The sequence below is a fragment of the Mesorhizobium sp. BR1-1-13 genome (assembly GCF_020165515.1).
Lineage (GTDB): Bacteria > Pseudomonadota > Alphaproteobacteria > Rhizobiales > Rhizobiaceae > Mesorhizobium.
Genome location: NZ_JAIUIH010000001.1, coordinates 232,436 through 249,422, shown reverse-complemented (window position 1 = coordinate 249,422; position 16,987 = coordinate 232,436). Strand labels below are relative to the sequence as shown.

Below are 16,987 nucleotides of genomic sequence, written 5' to 3'. Positions count from 1 at the left end.
GCTTTGGGAGCCGCCCCGTAAGGTCGGCGAAGGAGAAACGGCAGCGGCGTAACATTCACCGCCGTCCGGCACAATGGCCGGTTCCCGCTCCAAAGTCATCATACAACAATCCATTTTTTGTATGTTGACATTATTTCCTCGCGACCCTACCGATAGCGCCTCTTGGGAGGACCACCGTGGCACTGACAGATGCGGATTTGCTGCTTAGCACCGACGCCCGTCCACGCTCGCTCGCCCGCACCGGATGCTGACCGAATGGCCAAGATGAGCAGGGATGACAGGCTGGTGATGCGCCGGCTCTGAGCCGGTGCCTTGATTTTAAAAAAGGGAGGAAAGTCATGTTGCATTTTTCGAAATTGACCGCGGCCACATTCGCGTTCGGCTCGCTGCTGATCGGCATCGCCAACGCGCAAACAGTGCTGCGGTCGGCCGACACGCACCCCGACGGCTATCCGACGGTCGAGGCGGTGAAATACATGGGCGAGTTGATCAAGCAGCGCACCGATGGCCGCTATTCGGTCGAGGTCTATCATTCGGCGCAGCTCGGCGAGGAGAAGGACACGATCGAGCAGACCCAGACCGGCGTCATCGACCTCAATCGTGTCTCGATGGGGCCGTTCAACGGCATCGTGCCGGAAACCGCGGTGCCGTCGCTGCCCTACATATTCCGCTCGGTCGAACATATGCGCCATGTCATGGACGGGCCTATCGGCGACGACATCCTGAAAGCTTTTGAGGCACATGACCTGGTCGGTCTGGCCTTCTACGATTCCGGCGCACGCTCCTTCTACAACACCAAGAAGGACATCGCCTCGATCGCCGACCTGAAGGGCATGAAATTCCGCGTCATCCAGTCGGACGTGTTCGTCGACATGGTCAACGCACTGGGCGCCAACGCCACGCCAATGGCTTATGGCGAAGTCTATTCGGCACTTGAGACCGGCGTCATCGACGGCGCGGAAAACAACTGGCCGAGCTTCGAATCCGCCAAGCACTATGAGGTCGCCAAGCACTACACGCTCGACCAGCACCAGATCGTTCCGGAGGTGCTGGTGATGGCGAAGGCGAGCTGGGACAAGCTCTCGCCGGAAGACCAGACGGTCGTGCGCCAGGCGGCCAAGGATAGTGTCGTCAAGATGCGCGAACTGTGGGACGCGCAGGAGAAGAAATCCCGCGACATCGTCGAAAAGGCAGGCGTCAAGGTCAGCGAGATCGACAAGCAGCCGCTGATCGACGCGATGAAGCCGGTCTACGACAAATACCTGTCGACGCCCGAGCTGAAGGACCTCGCCGCCCGCGTCCAGGCGACCAAGTGAAGTTGGCCGCGGGGCGGACAATGCATGCCGTCCCGCGCCTTCGTGACCGGCCGGCGATCGGGAGGATCAGATGACGACAATGACAAGCAGCGCGGCGCCGCCACGGTTCAGCGTCGTGCTTTCGAGGATCTGCGACGGGGCGCTCTACCTGGCTGGCATCGGGCTGGTCGCCATGACCGCGCTCGTCGCCTATCAGGTCTTCTTCCGCTTCGTGCTCAATTCGTCGCCGAGCTGGACCGAAACCAGCGCCATCATGCTGATGAACTGGTTCATCTTCCTCGGCGCCGCCGTCGGGGTGCGGGAGAACTACCATATGGGGTTCGACGTGCTGCTTTATATCCTGCCGAAAGGCAGCAAGGGAGCGTTGCGCACGCTGTCCGACCTGATCGTGCTCGGCTTCGGATTCGGCATGGTCTGGTACGGCTGCAAACTTGTCGGCCTGACCTGGCACACCATCATCCCGGCGCTCGAGCTGCCGGGTGGCTTCGACTATCTGCCGCTGGTCGCCGGCGGGGTGCTGATCTGCCTGTTTTCGGCCGAGCGCATCGCGCTGCGCTGGTCGGGCGTCGATATCGACAAGGACATCAATCTCGAGGACGTGCCGGAGATGCCGGCGGTGCAGGAGGCCTAGATGGAGCTCTGGATCCTGTTCGGCGTCTTCACGCTGCTGATGTTCGGCGGCACGCCGATCGCGTTCTGCCTCGGTGCGGCATCCTTCGCCACCGTGCTCTATCTCGGCCTGCCGCCCCTGGTGGTGTTCCAGCAGATGAAATCGGGCATGAGCGCGTTCTCCCTGATGGCGATCCCATTCTTCATCTATGCCGGCGATCTGATGGTGCGCGGCGGCATAGCGCAGCGCATCGTTTCCTTTGCCGGCTCCCTGGTCGGCCATGTCCGGGGCGGCCTCGGCCAGGTCAACATCATCGCCGGCACGCTGTTCGGCGGCATTTCCGGCTCTGCCGTGGCCGAGGCCGCGGCCGTCGGCGGGCTGATGATCCCGCAGATGAAGGCACGCGGCTACGGCGCCGACTATGCCGTCAACGTCACCTCGATGGCGGCGCTGATCGCGCTGCTTCTGCCGCCATCGCAGAACATGATCATCTATTCGATCGCCGGGGGCGGCAAGATCTCGATCGCCGACCTGTTCACCGCCGGCATACTACCGGGCCTTTTGTTCGCCGCCTCGCTGATGGTCACCGCCTATTTCGTCGCCCGCAGCCGCGGCTACCCGGTCGAGGCCTTCCCCGGTTTTTCGCGCGTCGGGCAGCTGGCGCTCATCGCTATTCCCGGACTGCTCCTGATCGGCATCATTTTCGGCGGCGTCCGCTCCGGAATCTTCACAGCGACGGAGAGTTCGTGCATCGCCATTCTCTACGCCTTGCTTGTTACCGTCCTCGTTTACCGCTCGATGGGCTGGAGCGATTTCGTCCACGCCACCAAGGGCGCCGTGCGCACCACTTCGATGGTGCTCTTGATCATCGGCACGGCGGCTTCTTTCAGCTGGCTGATGGCCTATCTCAAAGTGCCGGTGCTGCTGATCGCCGGCATGAATGCGATCTCCACCGATCCGCTGGTCGTGCTGCTGCTGCTCAATGTCCTGATGCTGGTGCTCGGCACCTTCATGGACATGGGGCCGATGATCATCATCTGCACGCCGATCTTCCTGCCGCTGGTCACGCATTATGGCGTGGATCCCGTGCATTTCGGCGTCATCACCATCCTCAATCTCGGCATCGGGCTGAACACGCCGCCAGTCGGCACGGTGCAGTTCGTCGCCTGCGCCGTCGGCAAGATCACGGTCTGGGAAGCGATGCGCTCGATCTGGCCGTTCTATGGCGCCGGTATCGTGGTTCTCGGGCTGGTGACATATATTCCGGCCATCTCGCTCTGGTTGCCGAGCGTGTTCAAATAGAGGACGACATGGCATTGGATAGCGCAACCGACCTCAGGGTCGAGAGAAAACCCAAACTGTCGGAGACCGTCGTCGCGGCAATCCGCAGGCAGCTTCAGGCCGGCGAGATCCTGCCCGGCCACAAACTGCCGACCGAGGGCCAGTTGACCGAAACCTTCGGCGTCAGCCGCACCGTGATCCGCGAAGCCCTGGCCAAGCTCGCCGCCGACGGCCTGGTCGAGCCGCGGCAGGGCGCCGGCGTCTTCGTCACGGAGCACATCTCGACGATGTTCGGGGCGCTCGCGGCCGATATGGGCAGCAAGGATTCGATCGCGCTCAACGTGCTCGAAGTGCGGCTCGCCATCGAGATCGAATCGGCCGGGCTTGCCGCCATCCGCCGCAACGCGGCCCAGGAGGCGGCGATCCAGGAAGCCTTCTTCGACTTCGAACGGCTGCTGCTCGCCAGCGAGCCGACCGGTCCGGCCGACCTCGCCTTCCATCGCGCCATCGCCAGCGCCACCAACAATCCTTTCTATGTCGAGATGCTCGACGTGCTCGGCCGGCGCGCCATTCCGTGCGACGTGACCTCGCCCTGGTCGACCGAGCTTGTGCAGTCCGACAGCTATCAGCGCGGGCTGCAGCGTGAGCACCTGGTGATCCTGAACGCGATCACATCGGGCGACGCCGAAGCCGCGCGCGAGGCGATGCGCACGCATCTCTCGGCCAGCCAGCAGCGCTATCGCGAGCGCCTGCACGCGCGGCAGGTCTATTATTCCGACTCGGTCAAGGCGGCCGGCGGCGAATGACCCTTCTCAAGTCAGGACAGCAATGAGCCAGAATCATACCGACTATACATCGCGCTTTGCCATCGACCCCGCCGCCGCCGCGGCCATGGGAACCGACGAGTTGCGCCACAATTTCCACATCGAGGACCTGTTCCAGCCCGGCCGCGTCGGCCTGACCTACACACATTACGACCGCATGATCGTCGGCGGCGCGATGCCGGCCGGCGCGCCGCTTCGGCTGGAGGCAATCAAGCCGACCGGAACGAAAGGCTTTCTCGATCGCCGCGAGTTGATCGCCGTCAATATCGGCGGCGCCGGCACGATCGAAGCCGGCGGCCAGATCCACGAGCTGCAGGCGCGCGACATGCTCTATCTCGGCATGGGCACGCAGGACGTGTCGTTCGCCTCAGTCGACAAGGCGGCGCCGGCGAAATTCTATCTGCTCAGCGCGCCGGCGCATCAAACCTTTCCCAGCCGGCTGATCCGCATCGGTGACGCCAGGCGTCTCGATCTCGGCAGTAAGGAGGCCTGCAACGAACGCTCGATCTTCCAGTTCATCCATGCCGACGGGGCCAAGACCTGCCAACTCGTCGTCGGCATGACACAACTTGCGCCGGGCTCCATCTGGAACACCATGCCATGCCATGTGCACGACCGGCGCATGGAGGCCTATCTCTATTTCGACCTGCCGGAGGCGGCGCGCGTCTTCCACTTCATGGGCGAGCCGGACGAGACCCGCCACATCGTCATGCGCAACGAGGAGGCCGTGCTATCGCCGGGCTGGTCGATCCATTCGGGTGCCGGCACGTCGAACTACGCCTTCATCTGGGCGATGGCCGGCGACAATGTCGACTACACCGATGTCGATCCGGTGGCGATGGAAGAGCTGCGGTGAGCGATCTCTCCGCCTTCAGCCTGGCTGGCAAACGCATCCTCGTCACCGGCGCCAACACCGGCATCGGCCAGGGCATCGCCGTCGCGATCGCGCGCGCCGGCGGCACGGTCGTCGGTGTCGGCCGTTCCTCGATGGATGAGACGGCCGCAAGGATCGCTGCGGCGGGCGGGCGGTTCGAGGCGGTCGTAGCCGACCTTGCCGACACATCCGCCGCAGGTCCGATGCTGGAGCGCGTGTGGGACGAAAGCGGGCCGCTCGACGGGCTGGTCAACAATGCCGGCATCATCCGGCGCGCCGATGCCGTCGACCTCTCGGAAGCCGATTGGGACGAGGTGCTCGACCTCAACCTGAAGACGGCGTTTCTGCTGTGCCAGTCCTTCGCCAGGCGCGTTCTTGCCGGCGCTCGGCGCGGCAAGATCGTCAACATCGCCTCGGTGCTGAGTTTCCAGGGCGGCATCCGCGTCGCGTCCTACACCGCCTCGAAACATGGCGTGCTTGGCATCACCCGGCTGCTTGCCTGCGAATGGGCGGAAAAAGGCATCAACGTCAACGGCATCGCGCCGGGCTATGTCGAAACCAACAACACACAGGCGCTGCGTGCCGATCCCGACCGCAGCGCCTCGATCCTGGCGCGCATTCCGGCCGGCCGCTGGGGCCGGCCGGAAGACATTGGCGATGCGGCGGCCTTCCTGCTGGCGCCGGCGTCGGACTATATGCATGGCGCGGTGGTGCCGGTGGACGGCGGCTGGCTGGCGCGGTGAGGATTTGTCTCGACGAGGAATATTGGGATGAGCGAAACGAAAATCTTCTCGCAGGCCGGCGCAGGCGCCTGGACGGCGACGCCCGACGGCAACAGGCGGCGCGTTCTCCTGCACACGGATGAACTGATGATGGTCGAGTTCGCTTTCGACAAGGGCGGCGTCGGCGCCCTGCATTCGCATCCGCATGTGCAGGCAAGCTACGTCGCCGAAGGCCGTTTCGAAGTGACCATCGACGGCCGGACCGAAATCCTCGAGACAGGCGGCAGCTTCATCGTGCCGTCCGGCCTGGTGCATGGCGTCAAGGCGCTCGAAGCCGGCCGGCTGGTCGACAGCTTTACGCCGCACCGCGCCGATTTCCTCGCCTGAGGGCCGGCCATGCGATGAGCGACAGGCGCTCATTTTGAAGCGCTGTTTCCAAATGAAAAACCCGCGCCTCCGGAGAGGCGCGGGTCTGTTGCCTGGGCGCTTGCGCGCCGCGGTACTCGAAACGTGGCCGCAGGAGATGGAGCCTGCCGCATCATGGTGAAGATAGGCTTAACGCGCGGACGCCATGTGATCGCGCCGCCACGTGATCGCGTCGCCCGCGGCGGGCGGTGCACGGCGTTCAAGTTATCTGCCTGAGCAGGCCGAAAAGCCGTTCGAAGGTCTTGCCATAGGGCGGACGCAGAAGGCTTCCCGCGCTCAAGCGCAACTGCAGGAAAACCGGCTTCTCCTTGCTGAAGGTACGAAAGCCCCATTCCCCGTGATAGGCGCCCATGCCGCTGGCGCCGACGCCGCCAAAGGGCTGGTTCTCCTGCACCAGATGCAGCATGCAATCGTTGATGGTGACGCCGCCGGCGACGGTCTCGTGCAGGATGCGTTGCCGGTTACCGCCGTCTCGCCCGAACCAGTAGAGCGCCAGCGGCCGGTCGGCCCGGTTGACGTGAGCGATGGCGTCGTCGATTCCGGCATATTCGAGGATCGGCAGCACCGGCCCGAAAATCTCCTCGCGCCTCAGCCGCAGGTTGGGATCGGGCTTGACTACCAATGTCGGCGGCAGCTTGCGGCTATCCGCGCCGAACGCCTCGCCGGCCGGGTTGATTTCGGTGACATCGGCGCCGGCGGCGCGGGCCTCCGCGATCATGGCCCGCAGGCGCTGATAATGCCGGTCGCTGACGATGGCGGTATAGTCCGGATTGTCGCGCAGGCTGGGGTAGAGCTTCGCCATAGCCGCCGCGAGTTTCTCTGCCACGATGCCTGACTGTCCCTTGGGCACCAGCAGGTAGTCCGGCGCGATGCAGGTTTGCCCGGCATTGAGGAGCTTGCCATAGGCGACGCTGGCCGCCGCGGCATCGAGGTCGCATGAAGGGTCGAAGATCGCCGGCGACTTGCCGCCGAGTTCCAGCGTAACCGGGGTCAGGTTGGCCGCGGCGGCCAGTGCGACCTGGCGGCCGACGGCCGTCGAACCGGTGAACAGCAGGTGATCGAAAGGCATCGACACGAAAGCCTTGCCGACCTCCGCATCGCCGGTGATGACGCCGAGTTCGTCCGGTGCGAAATGCTCGGCGGCCAGGCGCGCCAGCAGCGCTGAAAAGGCGGGCGTCAATTCGGAGGGTTTGACCAGCACGCGATTGCCGGCGGCGAGCGCCGCGGTGACCGGCGCGACGGCGAGCTGGAAAGGATAATTCCAGGGCGATACGATGCCGACAACCCCGAGCGGCTGCGCGACGAGCCGGTTCCTGCCCGGCAGGAACGGCAAGGTGGTGGCGACGCGGCGTTCCCGCATCCAGCCTTTCAGGTGGGACAGTGCGTGGCGGATGCCGGCCCGCACCACGAACAGTTCGGCAAGGCGGGTCTCATGAGCCGAGCGGCCGCCGAAGTCGGTATCGATTGCCGCGCAGATGTCGGCCTCATGCTTTTCCGTGAGCGCCAGCAGCCGGGCGAGGCGATCCTTGCGGACATCGAGGCCCGGAAAGGGCTGCGCCTCGAATGCGGCGCGCTGCTGCTTGAAGCGCTCGCCGAGAGCGTCCTGTCTGGTCTGCAGCATCGCTCCCTCCCTGATCGCGCCCGGGCAAGCTTACATCGCAGCGCCTGAGGGAATCCAGCAGGGGTGCTGATGTCCCTAGGGAAGGCGCGAATTGGAGCCGGTGGACATGCCACCCCGCGCATCCGCGGATAGCGTTCCGGCGATCTTCGCTTTAAGAACGTAGCCTCAGCCAAACCGGGGACTATTGCGAGATGCCAATATCGACGGCGAGCGTTCCGCCGGATGCACCAGACCCCAAGCAACGCGTGTTGAAGGACGTGTTCGGCTTCGACGATTTTCGTCCCGGCCAGGCCGAAATCATGGACGCGTTGCTGGGCGGACGCCATGTGCTGGCCGTCATGCCGACGGGTGCGGGCAAATCGCTCTGCTACCAGGTTCCGGCGCTGGTCCTGGGCGGCCTCACCATCGTCGTCTCGCCGCTGGTGGCGCTGATGCAGGATCAGGTCGCGGCGTTGCGCCTTGCCGGCGTGGCGGCCGATACGATCAACTCCTCGATCGAGCGCGAGGCCAATGTCGCGGCATGGCGCCGTGTCGCCTCCGGCCAGACGCGCCTGCTCTACCTCGCGCCGGAGCGGCTGATGACGGAGCGGATGCTCGACGCGCTGGCCAGGCTCGACGTCAGCCTGATCGCCATCGACGAGGCGCATTGCATCTCGCAATGGGGGCCGGCGTTCCGGCGCGAATATGAGGATCTGTCGCGGCTGCGCTCGATTTTCCCGCAAGTGCCGATCATCGCGCTGACGGCGACGGCGGACGAGGCTACCCGCACCGATATCGAAGCGCGTCTGTTTGCCGGGCGCGCCGAAACCGTGGTGCTGGGTTTCGACCGGCCGAACATCAAGCTTGCTCTCGAGGCCAAGCAGGACAGCAAGCGCCAGTTGCTGCGCTTCGTCGAGCGTCACCCGGGCAAAAGCGGCATCGTCTACTGCCTGTCGCGCAAAAAGACCGAGGAGATGGCGGCCTTCCTCGAGAAGAACGGCATCACCGCGCTCGCCTATCACGCCGGGATGAGCAAGGAGGCGCGTGAGGCGAACCAAAACGCTTTCATGACGCTCTCCGGCGTCGTCATGGTGGCGACCATCGCCTTCGGCATGGGCATCGACAAGCCCGACGTCGCCTACGTCTTCCACACGGACCTGCCGGGCAGCCTCGAAGCCTATTATCAGGAGATCGGCCGCGCCGGCCGCGACGGGCGAGCGGCCGAGGCGCATATGCTCTACGGGCTCGGCGATATCCGCATGCGGCGCCTGTTCATCGATGACGAAGAGTCATCACCTGAACACAAGAGGCGCGGGCATCGCCGGCTCGATACGTTGATCGGCTATTGCGAGGCGGTACAGTGCCGCCGCCAGATCCTGCTCGGCTATTTCGGCGAACAGGCAGCGCCCTGCGGCAATTGCGACAACTGCCTCGACCAGGCGCCGCGTGCCGATGGCGGAGCGGAAGCGCGAATCATCCTGACGGCGGTCGCGCAGACCGGCGAGCGCTTCGGCGCCGCCCATGTCATCGACATACTGCTCGGCCACGAGACGGAGAAAGTACTGGCGAGAGGCCATCAAACGCTGACCAGTTTCCGGGCCGGCGCGGCGCACAGGAAAACGGTCTGGCTGTCGCTTATCCGGCAACTGGTCGCCGGCGGATTCCTTGTGCCGGATCCGGACGGCCATGGCGGCCTCGCCATTTCCGAAAGCGGCCGCGCTCTCGGGCGCGGCGAGGTTGCGTTCCACTACCGCGTCGAGACGCGGGACCCTCTCGCGCGCGGCAGGAAGCGTTCGGGGGAAAGATCCGCCGCCAGCGCCGAGGGTGTGGATGCATCGCTGCTGGCCTCGCTAAAGGCGCTTCGGCTGCGGCTGGCGAAGGAGCGGCAGGTCCCGGCCTATGTCGTGTTCTCCGACCGCACGCTGATCGACATGGCCGAACGCCGCCCGCGCGACCTCGACGCATTCGCCGAGGTGAATGGCGTGGGAGCGGCGAAGCTTAGGGAATTCGGGGAGATCTTTCTGGGCGCAATCGCGGGACATCATCCGAATTGAGCGGAACCGGTTGGGGCGTCACGCTCAGGCTACAGCGGGCAAACTGTTACCCATGTCTCCGGTATAAACCGTAACCTATATGTCCGGAACGGACCCGAAGCAGGATGGCGGAGAGGGAGGGATTCGAACCCCCGATGGGCTTGCACCCATGCCGCATTTCGAGTGCGGTGCATTCGACCACTCTGCCACCTCTCCGCGGTCATGGTCGGCCGTTGCCGGCGCGGCGCACTAGATAACGGCTGAACGGGCAGGTTACAAGGCCAAATCCGCCGGAAACTCAGCTTGCGTCAGAGGCTGGCCCGGAGCGACGCCGTCCCGACCGCGGTGGACGATGCCAGCCACTTCGCCGGCCAGGAATCCGGCCTCGACTTCGAACTCGGGTTAACGAGGCGTGGGGACGCCAGTCTGGCAGCGCCGGCGACCTCCTAATAGGAATTTTTTCTTGACGGGGTGAAGGCAGCTATGGTAGATATCTGGTTATGGTGCTGAGTTGCGCCAGGGACCCGCCGCACAGGCGGGTTTTTCCGTTCAAGGCTCCATCACCAGCGCGCCGTCGAAAGATCCGAAGGAACCCGTTAGCCCGGATTCGTTGCCCTGAGAATCTGGCCGTTTGCCTTGACTCGCAACAAACCTTCGGTTAGGGACAGCGCGCAATCGGCGTGGAGGGTTCTTCCGCGCCGCTTGTTTTTTGAACCCGCAGACTGACAAAAAGACGGCCGAACCGCCACAGGCGGTTCATCGAGGCCGACCGAACAGCGAAAGGCAAAAAATGTTCGCAGTCATCAAAACGGGCGGCAAGCAGTATCGCGTCGCCGCCAACGATCTCCTGAAGATCGAAAAAGTCGAAGCCAATGTCGGCGATATCGTCGAGATCGGCCACGTGCTCGCGCATGGCGAGGGCGAGAATGTCACGTTCGGCGCGCCGTTCGTCGACGGCGCGGTTGTCACCGCCGAAGTCGTCGAGCAGGGCAAGAACCGCACGGTCATCGCCTTCAAGAAGCGCCGCCGCCAGAATTCGCGCCGCAAGATCGGCCATCGCCAGTTGCTGACCACGGTCAGGATCTCCGAGATCCTGCTGGGTGGCGCCAAGCCGGCCAAGAAGGCCGCTGCCAAGGCGGAAGCCAAGGCCGAGGTAGCCGCCGACGCGGCGCCGAAGGAAGCCAAGGCCAAGAAGGACGCCCCGAAGGAAGAGGCAAAGGCCGAGACCGCGGCAGCGCCGCTGTTCAAGGCGCCGAAGGGCGAGCCGGACGATCTGACCGTGATCAAGGGCATCGGCCCGGTCGCCGCCAAGGATCTCAACGAACAGGGCATCATCACCTTCGCGCAGCTCGCCAAGCTGACCGAGAAGGATGTGGCCAAGATCGACGAGAACATGCCGTTCAGCGCCGACCAGATCAAGGACTGGCGCGAGCAGGCCAAGGAACTGGCGAAGAAGTAAGGCGAACCGGCGCGAAACGTCGCCGGATCGGACTTGAAACGGAACGCGAACGCGTTCATAAGACCATTCAAGCGCCCCTGGGCGCATCGGAGTTAGTTAGATGGCACACAAGAAAGCTGGCGGCTCGTCGCGCAACGGTCGCGACTCGCATTCCAAGCGTCTGGGCGTGAAGAAGTTCGGCGGCGAAGCCGTCATCCCGGGCAACATCATCATTCGTCAACGCGGCACCACCTGGCATCCCGGCGTCAATGTCGGCATGGGTACCGACCATACGCTTTTCGCGCTCGAAGCCGGCGCCGTGACGTTCAACAAAAAAGCCAACGGCCGAACCTACGTATCGGTCAACCCGATTACCAAAGCAGCGGAGTAGCCGGTTCCGCACCACAACACCGGCAGCCCATCTCGGGAACCGGTGTCTGGAAGCCAGAAGGTTTGGCAAAGCCAGGAAAAGGATCAAGGGAGATGGGTTTCCATCTCCCTTTTTTCTTGTGCCTGGAGGACTTTGACATGGTTGCCGAAGCGGAAGACTCAGAAGACGAAAGTTATGCGATCGATTGCCCGGTGCTGGTCACCGAGCGGCTGGTGATGCGGGCTCCGTGCGAAAGCGACATCGCGCAACTGGTCGAGCTCGCCGACAACCGTCATGTCGCCGAGATGCTGGCGCGCATGCCGCATCCCTATGGCGAGGCCGAGGCACGCGCTTTCCTGGCCATGACCAAGTCGCGCCGCGCCGGCATCGCCTATGCGCTGACGCTGGCCGGCACCGAAACCTTCGTCGGCTGCGCCGGATTGAACACCACCGACCGCGGACTGGAGCTCGGCTACTGGATCGGAGAACCCTACTGGAAGCGCGGCTTCGCCACCGAGGCGTCGCACGCCCTGGTCGATCTCGCGTTCCAGCGGACAAACATCCAGGTGCTGCATGCCTCGACGCGGGTCATCAATCCGGCCTCGCGCCGGGTGATCCACAAATGCGGCTTCCAGTATGCCGGCCAGGGCATGCTGAACTCGATCGTCGCCGGCCAGGTGCCGGTCGAGCGCTACAGGCTGGACAGGAAGACGTGGACCAGCCTGCGAAACTGGGTGCATTTTTGATGTGTGCCGATATTCAGCTGAGGCCGGCCTGCGAAGGGCGGCTTCACGTGCTTGAAGTACGCTCCGCTCCGGTTCTCGGAAGCCACCATTCTCGGCGCGGCCTGACCTGAAGCTCAACACATATCGGGTACGGCCAGATCGAGAACTGGGCTCAGCCCAGTTCGGCCCATACCGGCAGATGGTCCGAGCCAACAGCCTTTCGGTCGACCCACAGGCGCTTCAGCGACCGGGCAAGCGAGGCGCTGGTGAAGATATAGTCGATGCGCTTGTGGCGGTCGGTATTGCCGGGGTTCTTGGGGTCGACCCAGCTGACGAGATCGTCGCCGGCGACATTGAGACGCAGGGCGGCATCGACGGCGAAGTCGGCGGTCAGCGGCATGCCGAATTCGTGGTCCGGCCGGCCGGCGAGTTCGACATATTCGGGCGATCCGGCCAGCATGTTGAAGTCGCCCATGCCGACGAAGGCCTCGGGGTGCGGCAGTTCCGGCAGGCCGATCTCGGCGACGCCGGACAGCGCGCCGCCTTCAAGCGCATAGTTCAACAGGCGCCGGCGCAGGAACTGGATCTGGCTGGCGCGTTCGAGCGGGCTGCGGTGATCGAGATGGATGGAATAGAAGCGGATGAAACCAAGCGGCGTCTCGATCAGCGCCTCCAGCGCGCCGCGCTGGAAGTTCATCATCTCGAAGCTGCGGCTGCGCGGCAGGAGCAGGTTGCGCGACAGATGAATGGGCGTCTTCGACAACACCATGTTGCCGAGCTGGAAGGTGGCGGTGATGGCGCGGCCGTTCTCGATGCGCGAGCCGATATTGGCCTCGAAATTGCTGCCATAGACGGCGAAATAGTCGGGCAGCGCTTCGCCGATCTCGGCGACCATGTCGCGTCCGCCGTTCCGGGGATTGTTGCGGGTGACCTCCTGCAGCGCGATCACGTCGGCACCGCGCACGGCATCGGCGATACGCCCGACATCGTACTGCCCATCGAGGCCGATGCCGTACTGGATGTTGTAGGTTACAAGCTTCATGCCGACATCTCCGGCCAACCCACGCGGCCACTGTCACAAAACGGCCTCGCCCTTCGCCGCGCCTTGGTTTAGAGCAAGGCGCAAGGTTTAGAGCAATGCCGCAAGGCCAATAAAGAAACTGCTGTCCGATGAAATTTCTCGATCAAGCCAAGGTTTATGTCCGCTCCGGCGACGGGGGCGCGGGTTCCGTGTCGTTCCGGCGCGAAAAATTCATCGAGTTCGGCGGACCGGACGGCGGCGATGGCGGCCGCGGCGGCGATGTCTGGCTGGAAGCGGTCGACGGGCTGAACACGCTGATCGACTACCGCTACCAGCAGCATTTCAAGGCCAAGACCGGCACTCACGGCATGGGCCGCAACATGACCGGCGCCAAGGGCGCCGACGTCACACTGAAAGTGCCGGCTGGGACGCAGGTGTTCGAAGAGGACAACGAGACGCTGATCTGCGACCTCACCGTGGTCGGCCAGCGCTTCCTGCTGGCCAAGGGCGGCAATGGCGGTTTCGGCAACCAGCATTTCAAGACCTCGACCAATCAGGCGCCGCGCCGCGCCAATCCGGGTCAGCCGGGCGAGGAGCTCAACATCTGGCTCAGGCTGAAACTGATCGCCGATGCCGGGCTGGTCGGGCTGCCCAATGCCGGCAAGTCGACCTTTCTCGCCGCCGTCACCGCCGCCAAGCCGAAGATCGCCGACTATCCCTTCACCACGCTGCATCCCGGCCTGGGGGTGGCACGCATCGATGCGCGCGAATTCGTCATCGCCGACATTCCCGGCCTCATCGAAGGCGCGCATGAGGGCGTCGGCATCGGCGATCGCTTCCTTGGCCATGTCGAGCGCACGCGCGTGCTGCTGCACCTGGTGTCGGCGCAGGAGGAGAACCCCGGCAAGGCCTACAAGACCGTGCGCGCCGAACTCGAAGCCTATGGCCATGGCCTGACCGGCAAGGTTGAGATATTGGCCCTTTCGCAGGTCGACACGCTGGATGCGGATGAGCGCAAGAAGAAGGTCGCGTCGCTGAAGCGCGCCGCCGGCCGCGCGCCGATGCTTCTGTCGGCGGTCACCGGCGAAGGGGTCGAAGCGGTGCTGCGCGCGCTCATGGCGGTGGTGGCCGAAGCGCGCGACGCGATCGCGGCGCCGGTCGACACGCGCTGGGAAAAATAGCATGACCGTGCAGTCGCTGAAGAAATACCGGCGCATCACCGTCAAGATCGGTTCGGCGCTTCTGGTCGACCGCACCGCCGGGCTGAAGCGCGACTGGCTGGCCTCGCTGGCCGACGACATCGCCGTGCTGGCTCAAGGCGGCGCGGAAATCCTGGTCGTGTCGTCGGGCGCCATCGCGCTTGGCCGTACCATTCTTGACCTCGGAAAAAGGGCGCTGAAGCTCGAGGAGAGCCAGGCGGCGGCCGCCGTCGGCCAGATCGCGCTGGCCGGCGCGTGGTCGGACGCGCTTGGCAAGGGTGGGTTGAAATCGGGCCAGATCCTGCTCACGCTTGGCGACACCGAGGAGCGCCGCCGCTACCTCAACGCCCGGGCGACGATCTCGACGCTCTTGAAGATGAAGGCGGTGCCGGTCATCAACGAGAACGACACCGTGGCGACCTCCGAGATCCGCTATGGCGACAATGACCGGCTGGCCGCGCGGGTGGCGACGATGATGGGCGCCGACCTTTTGGTTCTGCTCTCGGATATCGACGGTCTCTACACCGCGCCGCCGGCGCGTGACCCGGAGGCCAAATTCGTCGCGGTGGTCGATCGCATCACGCCTGAGATCGAAGCGATGGCGGGCGCCGCGGCTTCCGAACTGTCGCGCGGCGGCATGCGCACGAAGCTCGACGCCGGCAAGATCGCCACCGCGGCCGGCACCGCCATGGTCATTACCGCCGGCACGCGGCTTTCGCCGCTGATGGCGATCGAGCGCGGCGAGCGCGCCACCTTCTTCCGGCCGAGCGCCAACCCGGTGAAAGGCTACAAGAGCTGGATCGCCGGCCAGCTCGAACCGGCGGGAAGGCTCACCGTCGATGCCGGCGCCGTCGGGGCGCTGACATCGGGCAAGTCGCTGCTGCCGGCCGGTGTCAAGCTGGTCAGCGGCAATTTCTCGCGCGGCGATACGGTGGCGATCCTGTCGCCCGAGGGTCGCGAGATCGCTCGCGGGCTGGTTGCCTATGATGCCGCGGATGCCGTAAGGATCGCAGGCCTGAAGACAACCGAAATCGAGACCGTGCTCGGCTACGAGGCGCGTTCGGCGATGATCCACCGCGACGACCTTGTGGTCAGCCTCGCGGGCGACCAAGTAACGAGCGGAGGATGAGCCATGCTGAAGCTGCATGAAAAATCCCAGAACGATACAGTGGCGACGATGGCCGACCTCGGCCGCCGTGCCCGCGCCGCCGCACGACCGCTGGCCATCGCCACGACAGCCGCCAAGAACGCGGCACTTGCCGCCATGGCGGAGGCGATCACCGCCCGCGAGCGAGCCATACTCGACGCCAATGCCATCGACATCGCGAACGGGCATGAAGCCGGTCTGTCGGCGTCCTCCATGGACCGGCTGAAGCTCAATCCAGCCCGCATCCGCGCCATGGCCGAAGGCATTCGCGAAATTGCCGAACTCGGCGATCCCGTCGGCGACGTGATCGCCAGTTGGGAGCGGCCGAACGGCCTCAGGATCGAACGCGTGCGCACGCCGCTCGGCGTCATCGGCGTCATCTATGAGAGCCGGCCGAACGTCACGGCGGATGCCGGCGCGCTCTGCCTCAAGGCCGGCAACCCGGTGATCCTGCGCGGCGGCTCGGATTCGCTGAACTCGTCGTCGGTGATCCACGCCTGTCTGGTCGACGGCTTGAAGGCAGCCGGCCTGCCGCAGGACGCCATCCAGCTTGTGCCGACCGCCGACCGCGCCGCCGTCGGCGAAATGCTGAAAGGCCTCGGCGGCAATCTCGACGTCATCATCCCGCGCGGCGGCAAGAGCCTGGTCGAGCGGGTGCAGACCGAGGCAAGGGTGCCGGTCTTCGCGCATCTGGAAGGCATCTGCCATCTCTATATCGACCGCTCGGCCAAGCTCGACATGGCGGTCGGCATCGCCGTCAACGCCAAGATGCGGCGCACCGGCGTCTGCGGCGCTGCCGAAACGCTGCTGGTCGACCGTGCGGTTGCCTCCACCCACCTGGTGCCGATCCTCGATGCCTTGCGCGCCGCCGGCTGCGAGATCCATGCCGATGCCGAGGTGCTGAAGCTGTTCTTCGACGCCAAGCCGGCGACCGATGCCGACTGGCTCACCGAATATCTGGACGCCATCATCGCGGTGAAGCTGGTCGACGGCGTCGATGACGCGATCGAGCATATCGAGACTTTCTCCTCACACCATACCGAGGCGATCGTCGCCGAGGACGCGCAGGCGGTGGAACGGTTCTTCAACGAGATCGACTCGGCGATCCTGTTGCACAACGCCTCAACCCAGTTCGCCGATGGCGGCGAGTTCGGCATGGGCGCCGAGATCGGCATCGCCACCGGCAAGATGCACGCGCGCGGGCCCGTTGGCGTCGAGCAGCTGACCTCGTTCAAATACCGCGTGCGCGGCTCGGGACAGGTGAGGCCTTGACGCTTTTCGTCCAAAGGGCCTGAAGCTTGCGCCCAGCCACCCCCCTCCGTCCTGCCGGACATCTCCCCCGCAAGGGGGGAGATTGGCTGACATTTTTGGTTTCGCCGATCTCCGGCAGGACGGAGGGGG

General features: G+C 64.7%; 16 protein-coding genes and 1 tRNA gene. 14 read left to right on the top strand and 3 right to left on the bottom strand.

The genetic code is table 11. The annotated features are described in order from the left end of the window. The first annotated feature begins 338 nt into the window (after nt 1–338). The 7 genes from LB533_RS01290 (at nt 339) to LB533_RS01260 (ending at nt 6,014) form a co-directional block, all read left to right on the top strand. On the top strand, nt 339–1,316 hold the full coding sequence (locus LB533_RS01290) for a TRAP transporter substrate-binding protein (protein WP_140641186.1): 978 nt from the start codon (nt 339–341) through the stop codon (nt 1,314–1,316). A gap of 79 nt (nt 1,317–1,395) precedes the next feature. Beyond that, nucleotides 1,396–1,947: a TRAP transporter small permease gene (locus tag LB533_RS01285; protein WP_140550947.1), complete on the top strand. Its 552-nt coding sequence runs from the start codon at nt 1,396–1,398 to the stop codon at nt 1,945–1,947. Then, nucleotides 1,948–3,228, top strand: a complete 1,281-nt coding sequence (locus LB533_RS01280) for a TRAP transporter large permease (protein WP_140560745.1) — start codon at nt 1,948–1,950, stop codon at nt 3,226–3,228. It begins immediately after the preceding gene. A gap of 8 nt (nt 3,229–3,236) precedes the next feature. After that, a complete protein-coding gene (locus LB533_RS01275) occupies nt 3,237–4,013 on the top strand; it encodes a FadR/GntR family transcriptional regulator (RefSeq protein ID WP_140525004.1) in 777 nt (258 codons plus the stop codon). Between the two features lie 22 nt (nt 4,014–4,035). Then, nucleotides 4,036–4,887, top strand: coding sequence for a 5-dehydro-4-deoxy-D-glucuronate isomerase (gene kduI, locus LB533_RS01270; RefSeq protein ID WP_140641188.1), 852 nt, complete (start codon nt 4,036–4,038; stop codon nt 4,885–4,887). Then, nucleotides 4,884–5,648: a 2-dehydro-3-deoxy-D-gluconate 5-dehydrogenase KduD gene (gene kduD, locus LB533_RS01265; RefSeq protein WP_140641190.1), complete on the top strand. Its 765-nt coding sequence runs from the start codon at nt 4,884–4,886 to the stop codon at nt 5,646–5,648. Before kduI ends, kduD begins: the two co-directional genes overlap by 4 nt. Before the next feature lie 27 nt (nt 5,649–5,675). Further along, nucleotides 5,676–6,014, top strand: coding sequence for a cupin domain-containing protein (locus LB533_RS01260; RefSeq protein ID WP_140525007.1), 339 nt, complete (start codon nt 5,676–5,678; stop codon nt 6,012–6,014). A gap of 238 nt (nt 6,015–6,252) precedes the next feature. Here the strand turns inward: LB533_RS01260 and LB533_RS01255 are convergent, their stop codons facing one another. Continuing rightward, nucleotides 6,253–7,674: a coniferyl aldehyde dehydrogenase gene (locus LB533_RS01255; protein WP_224676475.1), complete on the bottom strand. Its 1,422-nt coding sequence runs from the start codon at nt 7,672–7,674 to the stop codon at nt 6,253–6,255. Between the two features lie 191 nt (nt 7,675–7,865). Here LB533_RS01255 and recQ point away from each other — a divergent pair, with 191 nt between their 5' ends. After that, nucleotides 7,866–9,707 (top strand): DNA helicase RecQ, encoded by a 1,842-nt coding sequence (gene recQ / locus LB533_RS01250; RefSeq protein WP_140641194.1) that lies wholly within the window; start codon nt 7,866–7,868, stop codon nt 9,705–9,707. Nucleotides 9,708–9,812: 105 nt separating this feature from the next. Here the strand turns inward: recQ and LB533_RS01245 are convergent. Further along, nucleotides 9,813–9,902 (bottom strand) — tRNA-Ser (locus tag LB533_RS01245). A gap of 574 nt (nt 9,903–10,476) precedes the next feature. On the opposite strand from LB533_RS01245, the gene LB533_RS01240 reads away from it, so the two are divergent. The 3 genes from LB533_RS01240 (at nt 10,477) to LB533_RS01230 (ending at nt 12,240) form a co-directional block, all read left to right on the top strand. Then, nucleotides 10,477–11,145, top strand: coding sequence for a 50S ribosomal protein L21 (locus LB533_RS01240; protein ID WP_140517511.1), 669 nt, complete (start codon nt 10,477–10,479; stop codon nt 11,143–11,145). Between the two features lie 100 nt (nt 11,146–11,245). Then, nucleotides 11,246–11,515, top strand: coding sequence for a 50S ribosomal protein L27 (gene rpmA, locus LB533_RS01235; protein ID WP_140493012.1), 270 nt, complete (start codon nt 11,246–11,248; stop codon nt 11,513–11,515). A gap of 137 nt (nt 11,516–11,652) precedes the next feature. After that, complete coding sequence (locus tag LB533_RS01230) at nt 11,653–12,240, top strand: GNAT family N-acetyltransferase (protein WP_224676474.1); 588 nt, start codon at nt 11,653–11,655, stop codon at nt 12,238–12,240. A gap of 151 nt (nt 12,241–12,391) precedes the next feature. Here LB533_RS01230 and LB533_RS01225 read toward each other — a convergent pair whose 3' ends face one another. Then, nucleotides 12,392–13,261: an endonuclease/exonuclease/phosphatase family protein gene (locus tag LB533_RS01225; RefSeq protein ID WP_140641218.1), complete on the bottom strand. Its 870-nt coding sequence runs from the start codon at nt 13,259–13,261 to the stop codon at nt 12,392–12,394. 128 nt (nt 13,262–13,389) lie between these two features. Between LB533_RS01225 and obgE the strand changes: the two genes are divergently transcribed. Genes obgE through LB533_RS01210 form a run of 3 tightly spaced genes read left to right on the top strand, consistent with a single transcriptional unit; the run spans nt 13,390 to nt 16,858 of the window. After that, the gene (obgE, locus tag LB533_RS01220) at nt 13,390–14,421 is read left to right on the top strand and encodes a GTPase ObgE (RefSeq protein ID WP_140641220.1); all 1,032 of its coding nucleotides are present in this window, start codon (nt 13,390–13,392) and stop codon (nt 14,419–14,421) included. 7 nt (nt 14,422–14,428) lie between these two features. Then, the gene (gene proB, locus LB533_RS01215) at nt 14,429–15,568 is read left to right on the top strand and encodes a glutamate 5-kinase (RefSeq protein ID WP_140641452.1); all 1,140 of its coding nucleotides are present in this window, start codon (nt 14,429–14,431) and stop codon (nt 15,566–15,568) included. A 3-nt stretch (nt 15,569–15,571) separates the two neighbouring features. After that, nucleotides 15,572–16,858 (top strand): glutamate-5-semialdehyde dehydrogenase, encoded by a 1,287-nt coding sequence (locus tag LB533_RS01210; RefSeq protein WP_140641222.1) that lies wholly within the window; start codon nt 15,572–15,574, stop codon nt 16,856–16,858. Nucleotides 16,859–16,987 lie beyond the last annotated feature (129 nt).

Coding starts and splice junctions, on each gene's coding strand:
- rpmA (WP_140493012.1), top strand. CDS start 11,246: ATGGCACACAAGAAAGCTGGCGGCTCGTCGCGCAACGGTCGCGACTCG.
- LB533_RS01285 (WP_140550947.1), top strand. CDS start 1,396: ATGACAAGCAGCGCGGCGCCGCCACGGTTCAGCGTCGTGCTTTCGAGG.
- LB533_RS01230 (WP_224676474.1), top strand. CDS start 11,653: ATGGTTGCCGAAGCGGAAGACTCAGAAGACGAAAGTTATGCGATCGAT.
- LB533_RS01225 (WP_140641218.1), bottom strand. CDS start 13,261: ATGAAGCTTGTAACCTACAACATCCAGTACGGCATCGGCCTCGATGGG.
- LB533_RS01255 (WP_224676475.1), bottom strand. CDS start 7,674: ATGCTGCAGACCAGACAGGACGCTCTCGGCGAGCGCTTCAAGCAGCAG.
- kduI (WP_140641188.1), top strand. CDS start 4,036: ATGAGCCAGAATCATACCGACTATACATCGCGCTTTGCCATCGACCCC.
- obgE (WP_140641220.1), top strand. CDS start 13,390: ATGAAATTTCTCGATCAAGCCAAGGTTTATGTCCGCTCCGGCGACGGG.
- LB533_RS01210 (WP_140641222.1), top strand. CDS start 15,572: ATGCTGAAGCTGCATGAAAAATCCCAGAACGATACAGTGGCGACGATG.
- LB533_RS01260 (WP_140525007.1), top strand. CDS start 5,676: ATGAGCGAAACGAAAATCTTCTCGCAGGCCGGCGCAGGCGCCTGGACG.
- LB533_RS01275 (WP_140525004.1), top strand. CDS start 3,237: ATGGCATTGGATAGCGCAACCGACCTCAGGGTCGAGAGAAAACCCAAA.
- LB533_RS01280 (WP_140560745.1), top strand. CDS start 1,948: ATGGAGCTCTGGATCCTGTTCGGCGTCTTCACGCTGCTGATGTTCGGC.
- LB533_RS01290 (WP_140641186.1), top strand. CDS start 339: ATGTTGCATTTTTCGAAATTGACCGCGGCCACATTCGCGTTCGGCTCG.
- LB533_RS01240 (WP_140517511.1), top strand. CDS start 10,477: ATGTTCGCAGTCATCAAAACGGGCGGCAAGCAGTATCGCGTCGCCGCC.
- recQ (WP_140641194.1), top strand. CDS start 7,866: ATGCCAATATCGACGGCGAGCGTTCCGCCGGATGCACCAGACCCCAAG.